Origin of the sequence: Nostoc sp. JL23 (assembly GCF_017115065.1) — a bacterium.
GTDB classification, from domain to species: domain Bacteria; phylum Cyanobacteriota; class Cyanobacteriia; order Cyanobacteriales; family Nostocaceae; genus Nostoc; species Nostoc punctiforme_A.
Window position 1 is genome coordinate 1 of sequence record NZ_JABXKN010000125.1, and the last position, 16,499, is coordinate 16,499.

At 39.9% G+C, this 16,499-nt stretch carries 11 protein-coding genes; 6 read left to right on the plus strand and 5 right to left on the minus strand.

Annotation, left to right across the window (positions count from 1 at the left end; translation table 11 throughout):
- From HWQ42_RS25165 to HWQ42_RS25185, 5 genes are all read left to right on the plus strand, one after another.
- On the plus strand, positions 1-804 hold an 804-nt coding region (locus HWQ42_RS25165), incomplete at its 5' end, for a dynamin family protein (RefSeq protein WP_292816966.1).
- Between the two features lie 621 nt (positions 805-1,425).
- Positions 1,426-2,235 (plus strand): hypothetical protein, encoded by an 810-nt coding sequence (locus HWQ42_RS25170; protein WP_292816967.1) that lies wholly within the window; start codon positions 1,426-1,428, stop codon positions 2,233-2,235.
- A gap of 324 nt (positions 2,236-2,559) precedes the next feature.
- Complete coding sequence (locus tag HWQ42_RS25175) at positions 2,560-3,018, plus strand: hypothetical protein (protein WP_292816968.1); 459 nt, start codon at positions 2,560-2,562, stop codon at positions 3,016-3,018.
- Between the two features lie 102 nt (positions 3,019-3,120).
- Complete coding sequence (locus tag HWQ42_RS25180) at positions 3,121-3,321, plus strand: hypothetical protein (RefSeq protein ID WP_292816969.1); 201 nt, start codon at positions 3,121-3,123, stop codon at positions 3,319-3,321.
- Positions 3,322-3,332: 11 nt separating this feature from the next.
- Positions 3,333-5,666 carry a dynamin family protein gene (locus HWQ42_RS25185; RefSeq protein ID WP_292816970.1) on the plus strand — a complete coding sequence of 778 codons (2,334 nt, stop codon included), beginning with the start codon at positions 3,333-3,335 and terminating at the stop codon, positions 5,664-5,666.
- 133 nt (positions 5,667-5,799) lie between these two features.
- On the opposite strand, the gene HWQ42_RS25190 is transcribed toward HWQ42_RS25185, so the two are convergent.
- The 5 genes from HWQ42_RS25190 to HWQ42_RS25210 all read right to left on the minus strand — a co-directional run bounded on the left by HWQ42_RS25190 (position 5,800) and on the right by HWQ42_RS25210 (position 15,152).
- Entirely contained in the window at positions 5,800-6,567 is a 768-nt protein-coding gene (locus HWQ42_RS25190) for a Uma2 family endonuclease (protein ID WP_292816971.1), read from the minus strand.
- Between the two features lie 273 nt (positions 6,568-6,840).
- Complete coding sequence (locus HWQ42_RS25195) at positions 6,841-12,096, minus strand: hypothetical protein (RefSeq protein WP_292816972.1); 5,256 nt, start codon at positions 12,094-12,096, stop codon at positions 6,841-6,843.
- Positions 12,072-13,403 (minus strand): P-loop NTPase fold protein, encoded by a 1,332-nt coding sequence (locus HWQ42_RS25200; RefSeq protein WP_292816973.1) that lies wholly within the window; start codon positions 13,401-13,403, stop codon positions 12,072-12,074. The genes HWQ42_RS25195 and HWQ42_RS25200 overlap by 25 nt, the downstream gene beginning before the upstream one ends.
- Positions 13,404-14,013: 610 nt before the next feature.
- A complete protein-coding gene (locus tag HWQ42_RS25205; RefSeq protein WP_292816974.1) occupies positions 14,014-14,871 on the minus strand; it encodes an SDR family NAD(P)-dependent oxidoreductase in 858 nt (285 codons plus the stop codon).
- Positions 14,872-14,921: 50 nt separating this feature from the next.
- A complete protein-coding gene (locus HWQ42_RS25210) occupies positions 14,922-15,152 on the minus strand; it encodes a hypothetical protein (protein WP_292816975.1) in 231 nt (76 codons plus the stop codon).
- Between the two features lie 525 nt (positions 15,153-15,677).
- Between HWQ42_RS25210 and tatC the strand changes: the two genes are divergently transcribed.
- The gene (tatC, locus tag HWQ42_RS25215; protein ID WP_292816976.1) at positions 15,678-16,472 is read left to right on the plus strand and encodes a twin-arginine translocase subunit TatC; all 795 of its coding nucleotides are present in this window, start codon (positions 15,678-15,680) and stop codon (positions 16,470-16,472) included.
- Positions 16,473-16,499: the final 27 nt, after the last annotated feature.

Below are 16,499 nucleotides of genomic sequence, written 5' to 3' on the forward strand. Positions count from 1 at the left end.
GGCTGCCGTCGGCAGCCCCTTCATCCCCCCTTTAAAATGATTATCATTACTGTTGGTGGAATAGTTTATTTTCTGGAAGTCCCTTATAAAAAATTAGCAATAGGTTTTAAAATGAGCAATAAGTTATACAAAGTATTTGAAGAAGTAGAACAAAATGCCCAGCTTCTCTCTAAATATTGGCATAATTTTTCTACCGAAATATCTGAGCATTTGCCAGATACATATCACGCCGAACTACAAGAACTTTCTGACACGTTAGAGATCGCTATTAATAATTTAGTAGATGAGCTTCAAAATCCTACTCTTACCCTTGCGACAACAGGAACTACCAGTAGTGGTAAAAGCACTTTAGTAAATCTATTATGTGGAGCAGAAATTGTTCCTGTCGCTGTCAGCGAAATGAGCGCCGGAGCAGTAACTATAGAATACAGCGAAACAAAATCTTTAATAATTCATGAAACTCCAGGGGCATTATGGGAGTGTGGAGAATGGACAGGTATTAATGATGAGCGAATTTATCAACGCTTATACGATGTAATGATAAGTTACATCGATAACAGAGAGAAACAAGCTAATTTAGCTTGCCCCCAATCGACCATATATTACCCTTTCAGACTCATCAAAGAATCGAAACTGGAATTACCCAGAGGTGTAAAGGTAAGAATTATGGATTTACCTGGTTTAGCGTATGTGGGCGATGAGGGTAACGCAAGTGTGATTAAACAGTGTCGTGAGGCATTGTGCTTGGTAACATATAACAGTGCAGAAACCGACAAAGAAAAAGTTAGAAGCTTGCTGCAATAAGTAGTTGAGCAGGTAAAAGATTTAGGTGGTTCTCCTGCACGTATGCTATTTATTCTCAATCGTATTGACGTTTTCCGAGCAGATAGAAACTGGCCAGAAACAGAGACTCGCTTTGTTGAAGATGCGATAAGTAAAATCAAGTACTAACTCTCCGAACAGCTAAAAGAGTATACAGAAGAGATTGACACATTACAGGTTATAAAACTGAGCACATGGGCTGCTTTACTGGCACTACAAATCAAAAACAATGATGAGATATATAGTGCAGAAGCATCTAAGAAAGCACGAAACAATTTTTTAGGATTAATTGATGAAAGTATATTAAAAGACCTTCCATTTAAAACAGAAAGATGGTCTAGACATGACCGAAATAGGGTTGCTGATGCGTTATGGCAAAAGTCTTATGCAGAAGATTTTCAGCAATCCTTAAGAGAGCATATTAGTCAACATTTCCCCCGGTTAGTTATTCCTCAAGCAATAGAACGTTTTAATGTTGCTGCTGGGAATGCTATTACAGAGTGGGCTTTACAGACAACAACAGCCATTCTTAATAGTTCAGAAGAACGCTATCAAGAAGAATGTGAAAAAATCTCGTGGATTAGATCAACACTTGATAGTTTCTTGCAAATTAGCGACAACAACTTAAGAGAACCTTTTGAAAAAATAGATAACAAAATTAAGCAAGTTTTAGCAGACGATTCAGAAGATGACCTAGTACTCTATTTAGAAAACAATATAAGAAATCTTAATAATATTGAAGCATATAATGAATTAGGAGACAAATTATGTTCACTTTATGAATGGCGACGAGGAATTGGTAAAGGAATAAACCAGGTATTAGAATCAGTAGCCAAGTCTCTAGAAAATGGAAGAGTAATTTTAGATACTCCAAATTTGAAAAAAGCGAATGCTTTAAATGTTAATTTGTTAGGTAACTGTTTAAAAAGACTAGTTAACTTGGGCTATACATCTTCAGTTGCCAAATCTGGTAAAAAGATGGAAGCAAGAACAGAGAATGATAAGAAGAAACTTAAGCAATTGAATGAGGAACTCAACGAACTGGCAATTCATTTAAATCTCGTGATGGAAGACGTATTAAAGCAAATTTGTAGTCAAGAGATAGATAGAATGTATCAGGCTGTAGTTGAGCTTTTTAAATGTCATTTATCGCATATAGAAAAAGGTACAAACGATATTGCACCTAATATTGCAATTAGATTTCCTGATTCTCAACTTATCAGAGTTGATAATAAACTCACATTTACTTTATGTTTTAAAGCCGGTTTTGCAATTACATCAGGAAATTGGCAAGAGGCTGTACAAGTAGAGAGAATTAAAAGAACTTGGTATACCTTGTGGCTTGGTAAAAAACGTATTACGAGACAGAATATAAAACTCGTTCTAGCGATAATGCAGAAATTCCCAGCATAGAACAGTTACTTGAGAATTGGCAATTTCAGATTAAAGCAGAAGATAAAGAAATAGTAAAAAAAATCTCATGTTGGCTCCTAGAACAAATTGATTCTTTAAAAAAAAATGTAGAAAAAATCCAGAATGATGTTATCAACCGTTATGAAGATAGACTTTATACTGCAAACAAAGAAATTACTACAGATTATGAAATGCAAAAAAATGTTTGGCAACCTATGCAACAAAAAGCTATAAGTCTTATGGAAGATTTTAACAGTTTAGGAAAATCCTTAAAAGAGGAGATTTAAATTAAAAGTGGTAAATTATAATTTAGATAATTTGTATATGGAAATCTTTGCTTATATATATCCTGATATAAAAGATTTTAGATTCGGTATTCTACATAAAGTTTTGTACATTATACTTGATACTGAACACCAACAAGCTAAATCTCTTTGCAATATTTTCGGCATTGCAGAATCAGGAACAAAATATGATGACGAACAAATTATTGATAGTTTAATAAATAATACAACTAGAACGCTCTCTAATCCAATAAGCATTTTCGAGAGTAACAAAAGAGAACTATTTTGGATTGTAGCAGTGGCTTGTATACTTGTTGGAGCAATTGGATGTATTCAATTTATTCAAAGACGAAAAAATAAACAAAGAGGAGGTAATGCCAGAAAAGTACAACAACCCGTTGCTATATCTCTACAACCTTCAGCACCTACTCGACAATCGCTTACCGTAGTCTTATGTCTTATTGTACCCGCTCATATAGTAAATACTTTAAAAGAATAATGTTCAATAGATGCTGATGAGATAGAAAAGCTCATAGATAATTCATCTTATTTTATCTGCACAAAACTTGCTGATGCCGAATTAGTACAACAGCGTCTAGATTTGACAGATGAAAATATTTTAACTGTTGGCGAACGAAGAGAAGTTTACGTCAGAATTCATATTGCTGATGGGAAAGAAATGCTTGATAAAACAGTTCCATATATTTTAAAGACAAATCTACCATCTCACCGTCAAGAAGTGGTTGAAAAATTAGCTTGTCTTGGAGATTTATCTGATTTAGAAGCATTTAACCGTATTTAAGGAGCATTCAAATGGATTGGAAAACAGCATCTTCTTATTATGAGGCTCGTTTAAGCGAAGCCCTAAACGTACAGCGACACGCGCTTAATTTAGCTAATTTACCTCAAACCGAAATTCCCTCTCAACTAAAAGCAATACTCTTACAAGACGCAGAACCAGCCCGTCGTCAACTTGAAAGACTGAAAAAGCGAGAGTTTCGCATTGCAGTTGTCGGTTTAGAAAAAGCGGGAAAAAGTACTTTTATTAATGCCTGGTTAGAATGCGATTTACTTCCAGCCAAGGGAGCAAGATGTACATTTACAACAACGCAAATTTATTCGGTTGAAAATGACACCGAGCAAAAGCTTGAAGTACAAGCGAAAACAGAAGAACAATTTATCAATTTATTAAACGAGCTTGAAACAGAAAAAGAAAACGCCCAAGAAGATATCAGAACTATACGACAAAATGAAATTTCTTTACAGCAAGTAAGAAGAGAAGGTAATCGTACTTTTCCATTTACTCGTTTAGACGACATTAGAGAATCGCTCAAGAAGTATGTAGCAGATGAAAAGTATGCTCATGCTGTTTTAGAAGCGAGACTTTATACTAACAAACTTGCCCAAGCTGAAGGTATTGTATTTTATGATGTTCCTGGTTTAGATTCAGGTTTTGCAAAGCACGTTGACGAAGCCAAGGAAATGCTGTCAGATTGCGATGCCGTAATATTAGTACAGCGTTTTACTAGCCTGAAAGAGAGGGAACTACAAATCATCAAATTCACAGAACTTGGTGACAGAAACGTTACCGTTGCTGATAAACTTTTTGTATTTTTAAGTCATATTGACTCATTCGCTACTCCAGAAACACTTAAAACTCATATTGAAGAAGCATCTCAAGGTTGGTTTAGACGTGCCAAACTTCCACGGGAACGTATTATATATGGTTCTGCTGGAGCATATCTAGTTTTGAATGGATTAGCTGGAGAACAGACAAGGTTAGATGTTGGTGAAGCAAGTCATATCCAAGCCCAGTTAAAAAAATTAACTGGAATTATTGATGAGGAAATTTTAAATAAGAAAGGTACTGGAATTCCAGAAATAAAAGATAAAATATTTAATTATATTAATACTGAACGTGTATTTATCTTAAAAAAGAGATGCGAGGCTTCCATAAATACAATCTTAACTACTTCGGAAGAAATTTATAAATTAGTTAGCCAACGTTATCCTGAAAACCCTGAAGACGCAAAACGATTTGAAGAAGAACGTAGACAAGTTTTGTTTAGTGAATGGTGGAATCATAGATGGGAAGAGAAGAAAGCTGATCTCCAAAAGTTTTATGACTCTTCGGTTGCCAATAACTCTCTCGATAATTTAACCGCAAATTCTGCAACTAGCCTCGCAAAATTTAAAGAGAGATATCTACAAATTGTTGACAGTGAAATCCAAAAGCTGAAAGCAGAAGTAGTTATAAAAAAAGATACTATCTTTGCTGCTAACTCATTCCCACAGTTTGCTAGCATGAAAGCTAACTTCGCTTTGCGTGAAAATTTATACGGCGACATTAGGAAGCTTTTATCTTCCATAGCCCGACAACTCGCTATAGAATTGAAAGATGAGGCATTAAAATTAGTCGAATATATGACAAGCTTATTGTGGGGCAGTAAGCAAGTCAAAGAAAGATTAATTGAGAAATCCGAAGAATACTTTTTATCCAAATTAGAAAATAGCTTAAGCGTTCTATTTTTACGTTTTGCCCGTCCAGTAGCAGAAGTATTAATTCGCGCTCCGCTTGATACCGATGTCCGCGATAAAATTGCTAAGAGCCTTGGTGTAGATATTGAAATAGTTGATAACTACTACACGGGAGAAGAAGCCGCTTTTAAAGTCCTCAAAAGATACGCAAAATATGGTTATAAATTACTCTATAATCCTGAAATAAGGCAACAGGTTTTAGGAGTAACAGGAGTTGCAGCACCTATTATTAATATTGCCACACAAATTGCTATTGATGTTTCTAGCAAATTTCCATCTTCTCAAGATGATGTAATGTTTGAAGTTGAAAATGATATTAATGCTTTTGAAGAGTACTTGCGTGCTGCAATTTTTGAAGCATCAGGTTTTGAATCTTACTGCATTCAAGAACTAAAGGGATTAATTGATAGTTTTAGGGAAAAGGAAGGCACATGGACGGGGATTGCCCATAATGAATGGTTGCAAGAAAATCCGCTTTTGTTGGCAGAGATACCACCAGAATTACGATCGCAAGAGTCTAACTTAGAAGTTAGCGATCGCTTGCGCCAATTATCTACTGCATTAAAAAATACTCCGATGGAAGAAATGCGTAGGCGTAGCCCGTCGTAGACATCGCATCCTGTGATTGTTGAATCCATCTCTAATCACTACAGCAGCTTTCAAGGAAAGTGAAATATACAACGATTCGTCTCAAAGCCAGTAATAAAGAGTGTTTGACTTCTAAATTCTGAATTCTGCTGTATTAAACTTCGTCAGGGTTTATTCCAAGCTGTCTCAAGCGTTCTGCTAAACGCTGGGCTTTTTGCTGTTCTTGTTCTAATTGAGATGTTAATAACTGCGATTTTTCCTCACCAGTTAGTAATAAATTTCCCTGTGCATCCCACCAACGTAACCAGGGCGCTGTAGTATTTCCATACTGTCCTTCCCAAATGCCCAATTCGACACCCATCAAAGAAATCTCATAGTGTCCACGTTCGTTAGCTGTGAGTTGCTGATACCTACCATCAACTAAGTGATAAATCTCAATCGCAGCTTTGCTAAATTCGTAAATGCCATAAAAAGGTACGCGGATTGCTTGTTCGTATACCCAGAATTTACCAGTAATTGGAGTATTATCTCTTTCTTCTGAACCATCCCCAGAAGCAAATTCCAGTACAATTAAGGGAGCGACATATTCTTGCCACAACACATACGAACGTCGAAACTGACCATTTAACATAGGTGCAACATTCGGGACGTAAAACCAATCAGGTGCTTCGGCACCGCGTTCAGGTGGTTCGGTTAAACGCCAGTAAATGCCACAATCTTGACCAATACAATACTGATTATCTGGGTGAATTTGCTGTAATATACCTTGAACGGAGTCAGTTAGGAGTATACTTTGCGGGTGTTCTTGAAAATTTTTGCCTCCGGCACGCTCCGCGAACACAAAAGTTCCATCCGACTCTGGTAACTCAGTATGGTCGGGAAGATGAGTAATGCCTAGTTCGGACAGTTTGGCAATAGTCATTGAACTTTGGCGCGAGTTAATCGGCTTATTTATCTTAGCACTGCTCCAAGGAAAGGGTTGGTAGTGGGTAGTTTACTGTCCAATAGTTATAGGACTTACGCATAGGTAACGGAAAACGAACCACAGAGGACGCAGAGGTAACAGAGAAATGAGATTTTGAGAGGGTTTTTGCGTAAGTCCTAAGTTAGTTACTTTAAAACTGTGATATTGACTCATTACAGCTAGGATTTTCTGTGATTATTGCTCGATATTGCCTTTCAACATTCTTCTCAATCACCTACCAGAACACAAGGCGCGATCGCTCTTAATTACCTTCTGGTTAGTCTGCAAATAATCATGTAGCAAATCGCAACCCCGCGCCAGTAATTTATCCAGTTGGATATCTGCCAAATCTCGGAAAATTACTGTGCCATTGCCACTACCCGCAGCCAGAGTCTTGCCGTCATGGCTGAAACTGACGCTGGTTAACTCATCTTTATCGCCTTTCAAAGCAATCAGCAACGTTCCTTCTCGGTTCCAAATCCTCACTTTGTCATCACTGCTAGCTGCCAGAGTCTTGCCATCGGGGCTAAAACTGACGCTGATAAAACTGTCGCCATCGCCCGTAAGATTATTTAGCAAATTACCGTCTCGATTCCAAATCTTCACTGTGCTATCAATACTCACTGAGGCAATGCTTTGACCATCAGGCGACCAAGCAACCCCATTTACCCGGCGGCTGTGACCAGTTAATGTGTATAGTAATTTACCCTCTACACTCCAGACTTTTACGGTTTTGTCATCGCTGGCTGAGGCTAACAACTTGCCATCTGGGCTAAAGCTTACCCAATTCACCGCTTCTTGATGTCCCTGTAAGGTATTAAGTAGTTTACCGTTGCTACTCCAAAGTTTTACTGTTTTATCTTTACTAGCAGAGGCAATTACTTGACCATCGGGCGACCAAGCTACACTCAAGATGGCATCATTATGACCCTGTAAGGTGTTGAGCAGTTGACCGTCACTACTCCAAAGTTTTACTGTTTTATCTTTACTAGCAGAGGCAATTACTTGACCATCGGGCGACCAAGCTACACTCAAGATGGCATCATTATGACCCTGTAAGGTGTTGAGCAGTTGACCGTCACTACTCCAAAGTTTTACTGTTTTATCTTTACTAGCAGAGGCAATTACTTGACCATCGGGCGACCAAGCTACACCCCAAACTTGACCCTGATGCCCCGTTAATATACGCAGTAGCTGACCGTCCCGACTGAAAAGTTTTACAGTTTTATCTCGGCTTGCTGCTGCCAAGGTGCGATCGCCTGGGCTAAAACTGATGCTAGTTATCCAGTCATCATTATCGGCTTTGGGCTTTCGCAGTAATACATCGTCCCAATGCCAAAGTTTAATAGTTTTGTCTCGACTGGCGGAAGCAAGGGTGCGACCATCTGGGCTGAAGCTGACACTGTTAACCCAATTATTATGTCCCTTCAGGGTTCCCAGCAACACACCTTCAGAACTCCAAAGTTTGATTGTCTCATCAGTACTTGCAGAAGCGATCGTGTTACCATCGCGGCTAAAACTGACGCTGGTAACTCCAGCACTATGCCCCGATAAGGTTCGCATTAGCTTCCCTTCCAGATTCCACAGCTTGATTGTCTGGTCTAAACTAGCAGAGGCGATCGCTTTTCCATCGGGCGACCAAGCGACACTTTTAACTGCATCATCATGCCCTTGTAAGGTTTTGAGCAGTTTACCATCGCGACTCCACAGTTTCGCCGTTTTATCAGCACTCCCAGAAGCTAAGGTTTGACCATCATTTGACCAAGCGACACTTAACACTGCACCATCATGTCCCTGCAAGGTTTTGAGCAGCTTACCATCGCGACTCCACAGTTTCACTGTTTTGTCTGTACTTGCTGAAGCAATAATCTGGCCATCTGGGCTGAAACTCACACTATTCACCACACCCTGATGTCCTAATAAGGTAGCAAGCAGTTGACCTTCTCGACTCCAAATTTTTATCGTCTTGTCTTGACTGGCGGAAGCAATGATTTGACTATCTGGACTGAAGCTGACGCTATTAACTACATCCTCATGCCCCGACAAGGTTTTAACTAAGCTACCATCGGGAAGCCAGAGTTTGATTGTAGTATCCGCACTGGCTGAGGCAATTAAAGAGCGATCGAGGCTGAATGTAGCACTATTTACCCCAGATATATGCCCGTCCAAGCGGTCATATTCTCTGACCCCTGAAACTGCTTGATAGAGCGCCGTCTGTACTTGCTCTCTTGTATAGGAATCTACACAGACTGTTTGTTGTAATTTTCTCCCTGCCTTTAAACTTTCTTTTAAGGCATCAATACCTTTTTGCGACGCAAAGAGGGCTTCACTAGATGCACTGAGGGTTTTAATTTCGCTATCTACCGCTGTAACTATGGAAACACTTAATCCCAATATGGCGAGAACGGAAGCAGTTAAGGCAATTTTCAGTGAACGATTTAATTGAGCTTCACTAAGTCTTTGTTTCTTTTGACTTTCGGCAAGTTTAGCTGTTAACTCTTTTTCTTTAAGTTCAGCTCGTAATTGCTCAATTTCTAACTGACTTAATTCTTCCCGTTTGTGTAATTCTCGCAATTCTGTTAATAAGTCTACTCCCTGTTGGGGATGAGGAGCTACCAATTTGGAACGCTGCTTATTTTGACTAAGTTCGCTTTTCAGCCGCTCAATCTCAGCTTTACTTTGTTCTACTTTGTAGCGTAACTGATTTAGTTGTACCTGTAAGCTGGATTCTTGTTGTTGTAGGTAGCGAATCAAGTCTACTAAATAATCGTGAATGAGTTGATAGCGTTCTGGTACATCAGGGAATAGTACCACTAAACCGGAGCGCACTAAAATTTCTAAGACTAACTCTAATTTGTCAGCATCTTCTAACTCTGCTAGCTGCGCCGCTAACTCAGCACGAGTTTTAAAAGGTCGATTGTTGCTTTCATCTGTTAATAAGTATAAGACAAGTAACGCGGCTCGTTCATTTTCTGGGCCGCAGTCTTTAATCAGTTCCTTAATATATCGTTCGATGAGTTTGTTCGGTCTATATGGTTGATATTCTTCTAGTGTAGTAATGCGCTCATCTTGAATTTGCGCCCCGACAACTTGCAATTCAATGGGGCGGACTTCTCCAAATTCTGTGGATAAATCTTCGATTAAAGCATCAATTAAAGCGGGTTCTAAATTAAACTGCGATCGCTCGGTCAATTTTTGGATAATTGCTTTGGCATATTCCGGCGAAAAATTATTTAACTGATAACGAATATGCTTGTCGAGAATATTATTATTAATCGCTTCCAGTGCCGAGAGATGTTTAAAATCTAATAACCGATGTAAATAATCTTCTCGCAAGGAAAGGATGACTTTAACAAAAGGTATATTGAGACAATCGCTAATAAATTTATCAAACTCTTGTTTTTGATTGCGATCGCTAGAACCAAAGAAAAATTCTTCAAATTGGTCAAAAATTAAAACTGTGATTAAATGGCGATCGGCATTTTCTTGGAGTTGTTGTAAAATGCTACCAATGGTGAACGGTGTGCCAGAGTAAGGCAAAGCCTCCGCTTCAATCGCTGGTTCTAGCTTAATCTCAGCATAAATCGCCAGGGATGCGTCACTAGACATCGCCTCACTTAAAGATTTCCCTAATTCCCGTGCCCAATCTGTATAAACTTGCAGTACCACAGGCACGGCTATTTGATCGCCAATGGCTCGATTTTGCAGTGCTGGAACTAAACCCGCCGTTACAGTGGAACTCTTACCCACCCCCGATTGACCGTGAATCACCGTCAACTTTTGATCGGCGCGGCTAATTCTGCCAATTAAGTTATTAATATCACGCTCTCGACCAGAAGCCGCAATTTCTAAAGCAACGCTACTACTTCCAGAAGGTGACATTAATGCTGGGTTTGTCGCCTGTCTTTGAGGTTGCAAGCGCCCTGCACCAATAAAAGCCCGAAAACCGTACTGCTGCTCAACAGAACGCCGTTTCTGTCGAATGTAATAGGCTTCTAAATATCGTCCTTCTTCAAAGTAGAGCGATCGCAGTCTCCGCAATAAGCGAATATAACGATGGGCATCGTATTGATGGGCACTGCTTTCTAAGGCTGCTGGCAATTCTTTTGTTGCCTTATCTAAGTATTCACGAGCAACTCCTAGCTCACCGACATTTCGCTGTGCTTTTGCCAATACTAAATAGTAAATCTGCGCCAATAATAATGGAAATAAGCAGTTATAAGGGTCGTTCTGCTTTTGCGCCTCACCTAATTTCAGCAGTGATACGTGTGCTAAGATACTCGCCTGTACCCACCGTGACTGCTGCACAGCCACTTGCGCCAGAAAACCGTAGTCACAAGCTAATTGGATTTGACTACCATAAGTTTGATGTAACTCCAGAGACTTTTGAGCAACTGTCTGCAATTCTTCCCACTCTTGCAGATATTGCAAAACCTCAGCGAGTTGATTAATAAATCCAGCAACTATATCCAAACGCCCAGCTACCTGTAAGATATTCAAGCATTGCTGAAAATAAGATTTAGCAGTGTACCAATGGCGGCGGTTTTCTATTTGATTTTGCTCTGCAAAACGGCAATAACACAGCCCAATATAAAACAGCAAAATTCCCTGTCGCAGCAGTAGAGGAGATGGGCGATTAGGAGGCGTAGACGAAGAAAATACCCCCTCATCTCCCCTGCTCCCCTGCTCCCCTGCTTCCCCTGCCTCAGCCAACTTTTGCCAAACTTGCAAGCTTTGCTGAAAATGGCTTAAACCTGTATTGATGCGATCGCTAATATAATCATCTAGACCAAAAACAAATTCTAAACTAGCGTGTAGTTCTGGCTCTAAGGTAATACCACGATTATGCAACTCTCTAATGGCAAAGTGGAGTTCATAACTATGTTCCCAGACTTGCTCGACAGTGGAATAATGCTTTGCAACTTGAGGAGGTTGGTGTTGTGCAGCATCGTTTGCTAACACTGTGGCAAATAAAGAGTCAGTTTCCTGTTGCAGAAATTGCAGCAGTGATTGAGTTGTCATTTCAAACCGAATCGGTGTCGCCGCCCAACTAGCAAAATCTGGTGCTAAACGGACTACCTTTTGCAATACTTCCTCGTTCACCCATACAATCATCGGAAATGAGTGGCGTTTGCGAAATTCATCCCGAATATGATTGATAGACCTCAATAAATCGTCGAGTCCATCTACTGACTCTAAACCCAAAATCATCAACGCCGATGGCGGATTAGCTTCGGTTAGCAGTTGTAAATGAATACTTGTGTAAAGACTTCTGGCATTATGCGGCAGAATTACCTTTTGAATGTGGTGTACTCCTGAAGAGATTTCTTCGAGTCGTTGCAGCATAAGTTCTTGCAAAACTCGATAATTGCAGCACACCAAAACCAGAGAAAATTGACCGCTAGAAAGGGCAATTGCTCTCCCCAAACTCCGCAAAGCACGCTCATTAGCTGCTCTGATATCTACTTGTGCGTGTCGTTCAACCATGATTTAAATTTTTCCGTCTCTGCTAAAACTGGGTTGACGGCAAACCAAGCTCCCTGATGATCGCGGTATTCAAATACAAATAGACTTCGCAAGAGGGTGTGGTATTCTATATCACCTCTAACTCGTTGCTGTTGCACCACCTGAAAGATTAGTTCCCACTCATGGGGGTCGATAGCGTTGGCTCGGTAATCCCGCTGTCTTTGAATTACCAGTTCGACACATTCCCGCTCAAAGGGTGGATCTTGTTCTCGTAGACAGTCAAACAGTAAACCTAATAAGTCGCGGACATGACCACCACTCATCAGGCATAATCGATCTAAGGTTTCTAAACTATCAAACACCTCTGTAATTAAGCCTAACCGATCGCTAGGTAAAATGTCTGGAAAAGCTCTAGCTAGCACCATTTGCCGCATCATTGCTAGCCCTTGGGGAAAAATCTCGCCAGAGCGCAGACGTACAGGTATCATCGGTAAAACTTTTGGTGCGACTCCACCCCCCAAACGATGCTGAAGTTCGGCGCTATCGTTGGAGAAAGTCAGTGCTAAAGGAATAGTGTAGACTACATGACAATTCAGTTTTCGTAACTGTTCGCCTCGTTGAATAAATAAATATTCTGGCAGCGATCGCCCTGATGGTAAAGGTCGAATTGCGACTCGATCCAAGTTATCAACAATTACCACCAATCCTTTTTTACCCCTGGCTTTCAGTTCCTTAGTGGCAGGTTCTAGTAATTCTTGATTAATTGACTGTAAAATATTTGCGGTTCGTGGTTCTAGATAATCTCTTAACCGCCGCCGTAATTGGGGACTTTCTTTTGTTTTAGCTGTAATTTTGGCAATCCCTACAGACAACTCTGCTTCTACCCCAACGTCAATTGGCGTCTGCAAGAAATCCACAACTTCACCAAACAACTTGGTAAAGTAGCGAGGCTTGAGCCTAATTTTCATCGCTTCTAGACTTTCACTGACCTGTCCAGCGATCGCTAACAAAATATCAGTCACATCCACATCGGCCATTTCTAAGACATGGGTAGACTCAAAGTAAACTACATGAAACTGCTGCACTTCTAACTCAGCTTTGAGGCGCAACAACTCCGTTGATTTTCCACAACCGAGATGTCCGGTAAATAGCTGACAGGTTGGGATATCTGGCGAAATTCTAGCGATCGTCCGCTGCAAAGCTTCGATAATTTTGCCACCCCGCACCGCAGCAAAATCAATATAGTACCTGCGATCGCTAGCGTTTCCTATAATTAGAGGTCTGCTCGGATTGCAAGCCTGATAAAATCTTTCTAAATCTAGGAGCATAACTAATCAAGTTCACTCAGGAATGGGGATGCAAAAATTTACTAGATAAATATATTGATTTTAAGTAATTTATGTATTATTTTAATCAAACTACTAACTAAACTAGCAGCATTCAGGATAATTGTTTATATCTATGTTCGATATAGCACATATTAATGGCGATGTTTTCGTTAAAGCAAGCAGAGATAAAATATAAGTACAAATACAAAAATGTTTAATCTTAAATAAGGTACTCTTATAAATATTAAAAATATCCAACACAAAAAAAGGTACTGTTAAGTACAGTTTTGTTGCTCTCTTGAACTCATTATCAGCTTGATTTATTAACGAGCTTTCGTCAATTTTACAAAACCATAATCTACAATCCTTGTAGCATAAGGCTTTTAACAAAAATATTGGTTAAGTCAACTTGAGTTTAGAGTCACTTTTTGACTAGATTTTGCTTCTCATTCTGAAATCAGCACGATTTTATTGATGAAAATATGATTTTTTTGATGAAAACCATAACTTTGTTGATGAAAATCATGATTTTGTTATGAAAACCATGATTTTCTTAATGACAGCCTTCGCATTCAGAGTGACCACCTCTGAAGTATTGACAATCAGTAATCTACAATCCCATTGAGTATAAAATTATCTTGTCATGTAGCTTGTCAGGCAAAATATGCTTAATCAGCGCTCCAATTTTGGCATCCTGTCCAACAAGATAGCGTGTCTTGGGTTGCTTTGCAGTCAGCGCATGAACAACAACCTGAGCCACAATATCCGCAGAAATTCCCTTAGATGCGAAAATCTGCATTTTCTTGCGGACAATATTCATCGCTTGACCGTAGAGATTTTGTGCCGATTGTGGTAAATCGTACTGTGCTATTTCCGATTGACTAAGAGACTTTTCCCAGATTGGGGTAGAAATAGAACCAGGTTCAATAATTGAAACCGAGATTCCCCAAGGTCGTAATTCCATCCGCATCACATCGGTGAGTGCTTCCAAAGCAAATTTAGAAGCATTATAAGCACCCAAAAATGGCGTAGGACTCCTACCAGCAATGGAACCCATATTGACAATTCGACCCCGACTTTGGCGTAAAAGACCCAGAAATGCTTGTGTCACAGCTAATTGTCCAGTGACATTAACCTGCATCTGGTGTTGAAATTCAGCGATCGCTAATAATTCTAACGGCCCAGGAACAGCAATTCCGGCATTATTCACTAAACCTAAAATTCCCGTACCACCAACTGCATTTGTTACCGTATCAACCGCAGCTGCAATCGATTCAGCGTCAGTAACATCCAAAAAAATTGGAATCAGCCTTTGTGACCCTTTCTGTTTAAGTGTTTGAGCATCAATATCTTGACGCACTCCAGCAAAAACAGAGAAGCCCAATTGGTCTAACAGCAAAGCACACGCTTGACCAATTCCTGTTGAGGCTCCTGTAACCACTACTGTACGTTGATTTTCTACAACCATTTATTTTCTTTGATGATGGGGCCGCCGTAATTACGAATTACGAATTAGTATCAATCTTTGCAAGTGCCAAAACGAAGGCAATCTTCAGTTTGGTCATCTCTAGCCGATATTTGCCACGGCAAGATGCGTAACTGAGCATTTGTACTGTAAGCAATTAGAGCAGCTATTGTGGGTAACTGGTTTTTAACAATTGTCACATCACTACTATAAGTATTGCCTAGCTCAACATTGTATAAATAAACAGGCAATGCCATGAGGGCAATGCAAATTATCCGGTTCATACCCAACCTCAGTTAACAATTTCCGATTACCATCTGTATAGATGCCAGCCTGATGAACCGGATTTTTAAAACTGAGTATTAAATGTTGATATTGTGCTAATTTACTCAGCGCAGTGGTCTATCAAGTTTAAATTGATGGGTAAGCCAGTTCCTAGTAAGGACTTTAGTCCTTCATTTTCTAAACACTGAAGTGCTTACTTACAAACTCATCAGAATTAATCGGACAGACTACTAGCCGCAGAGACATGATTTCTAATTTATCGGTTCCACCCTTTTTTATTTTAGGTTAGGCATTGCCTACAAGATGTCTTCCTAGTAACTTATGCAGATGCAAACCCAAAAAACAGGACAAAAAACCCACAGCACCCAAAAACATATCTTAGTAGCTGCATTCCCCAGATAAAATAATGAAGGTGCTGAGTCACCAAAATGGTCGATGACCAACAAAAAAAGATACAAACCCCTAAATTTATTTATGGGATTGTAATGCGTGAATTTTGAATTTTGAATTCGGAGCGAAGCGACGTGACGCCTTCACAAGACGTAGATACTGTAAACGTTCTTAACATCGACCCAGAAGAATATGGCAACTCAGACACCGATCCTCTTGATGAGTTGCCTGGTGAAGTCGAAATGTCCCTTTTTGACCACCTAGAAGAGTTGCGGCAACGGATTTTCTATTCGTTGATTGCCGTAGCAGTAGGCATTATTGGCTGTTTCTTTGCCGTTAAGCCTATTGTCCAGTTACTTGAGGTTCCAGCACAAGGAGTAAAATTTCTTCAACTTGCACCTGGAGAATATTTCTTTGTCTCCCTGAAAGTTGCAGCCTACACTGGCTTCGTACTTACTAGTCCTTTCATTCTTTACCAGATTATCCAGTTTGTACTTCCAGGATTGACTCGCCGCGAACGCCGTTTACTGGGGCCTGTGGTTTTGGGTTCGAGTGTGCTGTTTGGGGCGGGGTTGGTATTTGCCTATTTACTCCTGATTCCCGCAGCGTTGAAATTTTTCATTAGCTACGGAGCAGATGTAGTCGAACAACTTTGGTCAATTGATAAATATTTTGAATTTGTGCTGCTACTGTTATTCAGCACTGGTTTAGCATTTCAAATTCCGATCATCCAACTGTTGCTCGGTAATTTGAACATTGTCTCGTCAGAACGGATGGTTTCTGGTTGGCGTTACGTGATTATGGGATCAGTGGTTTTAGGAGCCGTCCTCACGCCTTCTACTGACCCCTTGACTCAAAGTCTTTTAGCTGGAGCAGTTTTAGCGCTTTATTTCGGCGGTGTTGGACTGGTGAAACTCACAGGTAAATAACATCTGGAATAAGTAATAAAGAATAGG

Excerpts from the sequence above, each read along its gene's own strand:
- HWQ42_RS25210 (WP_292816975.1), bottom strand. The coding sequence starts at position 15,152 with ATGAACCGGATAATTTGCATTGCCCTCATGGCATTGCCTGTTTATTTA.
- HWQ42_RS25205 (WP_292816974.1), bottom strand. The coding sequence starts at position 14,871 with ATGGTTGTAGAAAATCAACGTACAGTAGTGGTTACAGGAGCCTCAACA.
- HWQ42_RS25195 (WP_292816972.1), bottom strand. The coding sequence starts at position 12,096 with ATGGTTGAACGACACGCACAAGTAGATATCAGAGCAGCTAATGAGCGT.
- HWQ42_RS25175 (WP_292816968.1), top strand. The coding sequence starts at position 2,560 with ATGGAAATCTTTGCTTATATATATCCTGATATAAAAGATTTTAGATTC.
- HWQ42_RS25200 (WP_292816973.1), bottom strand. The coding sequence starts at position 13,403 with ATGCTCCTAGATTTAGAAAGATTTTATCAGGCTTGCAATCCGAGCAGA.
- HWQ42_RS25185 (WP_292816970.1), top strand. The coding sequence starts at position 3,333 with ATGGATTGGAAAACAGCATCTTCTTATTATGAGGCTCGTTTAAGCGAA.
- HWQ42_RS25190 (WP_292816971.1), bottom strand. The coding sequence starts at position 6,567 with ATGACTATTGCCAAACTGTCCGAACTAGGCATTACTCATCTTCCCGAC.